The sequence below is a fragment of the Mesorhizobium sp. M2A.F.Ca.ET.067.02.1.1 genome, from assembly GCF_004023285.1.
Taxonomy (GTDB): domain Bacteria; phylum Pseudomonadota; class Alphaproteobacteria; order Rhizobiales; family Rhizobiaceae; genus Mesorhizobium.
Window position 1 is genome coordinate 1 of sequence record NZ_RZSB01001108.1, and the last position, 1328, is coordinate 1328.

Genomic DNA, 1328 nt, shown 5'->3' on the forward strand with positions numbered 1-1328 from the left:
CCTCGAGGCGGGCGCCGAAAAGGTGCCCGCCTTCACCGGCGAGCGGGTGATGGGTGCCGGCGGGGTAAAAATCCCGCCGATGAGCTACTGGCCGGAAGTCGAGCGCATCTGCCGCAAATACGATGTGCTCTTGATGCTGGACGAAGTGATCACCGGCTATGGCCGCACCGGCGAATGGTTTGCGGCGCAGACCTTCGGCATCGAGCCCGACACCATCACCACCGCCAAGGCGCTGACCTCGGGCTACCAGCCGCTATCGGCGCTGCTGGTCGGCGATCGTGTCGCCAGCACGCTGGTGGAAAAGGGCGGCGAGTTCTATCACGGCTACACCTATTCCGGTCATCCGGTGGCCTGCGCGGTGGCGTTGAAGAACCTCGAGATCATCGAGAAGGAAGGCTTGGTCGAGCGCGTCAAGAACGACACCGGTCCCTATTTCGCGCAGGCGCTGCAGGAGAGGATCGCCGGGCACAGGCTGGTCGGCGAGGTGCGTTCGATCGGCCTGATGGGCGCGATCGAGATCGTCAAGGACAAGGCGACCAAGGAACGCTATCTGCCGTCGGGAAGTGCGGCGGTCGTCGTGCGCGACCACGCGATCGCGAACGGCATGATGCTGCGGGCCACCGGCGACACGATGATTCTCTCGCCGCCGCTGATCTGGACGCGCGACACGATCGACATGGCCTGCGAGCGGATCGCGAAGGCGCTCGATCTCGCGGATACCGATTTGCGAAAGCGCTGAGGGGATATTGTCCGGGCGCTCCCGATGGGCGCCCGGTCCATTCCTGTGCGCGATGCCTCCAAAACGCAAAAACCGCGCCCCAATGGGAACGCGGCTTTGCCAGATACGCATGGCGTTTCGCGACGAGGATACTTGCGAAACTTACGGGCTCCGGTACGCGAGACCTGATCCGGAGCGCCGGGCGGACGCGCTGTCCGCCTCGCAATCCGTTTTAAAGGCACATCGTTACCGGTGGGTTAGCGAGACCTTAAGCAAATCTAAATTTGCCGGCTTCGCGCTGGCAAATATCTCAAATAGCCTTTTAAAGTCAGTATCTTACCGCTTATTGCCGCGCAGGAAATTAATAATGCCGGAAAAATCGATGCCGGCATGCCCCTGCGCGTTGAATAGCGCATAAAGCTGAGTGGCTTCGGCACCGAGCGGGGTTACGGCGCCCGCGCCCTGCGCGGCTTCCTGCGACAGTTTCAGGTCCTTCAGCATGAGCGCTGCGGCAAAGCCGGGCTTGTAGTCGCGATTGGCCGGCGAGGCCGGCACCGGGCCGGGCACAGGGCAGTAGGTGGTCAGCGACCAGCACTGGCCGGAAGAGGTG

At 62.8% G+C, this 1328-nt stretch carries 2 protein-coding genes; one reads left to right on the forward strand and one right to left on the reverse strand.

Features of this window, described 5'->3' with window-relative positions:
* Positions 1-739 (forward strand): aminotransferase class III-fold pyridoxal phosphate-dependent enzyme (locus EOA28_RS35865; protein WP_128315849.1); only part of this gene is annotated, 739 nt, incomplete at its 5' end.
* 315 nt (positions 740-1054) lie between these two features.
* On the opposite strand, the gene EOA28_RS35875 is transcribed toward EOA28_RS35865, so the two are convergent.
* On the reverse strand, positions 1055-1328 hold a 274-nt coding region (locus EOA28_RS35875; protein WP_148671113.1), incomplete at its 5' end, for an NAD-binding protein.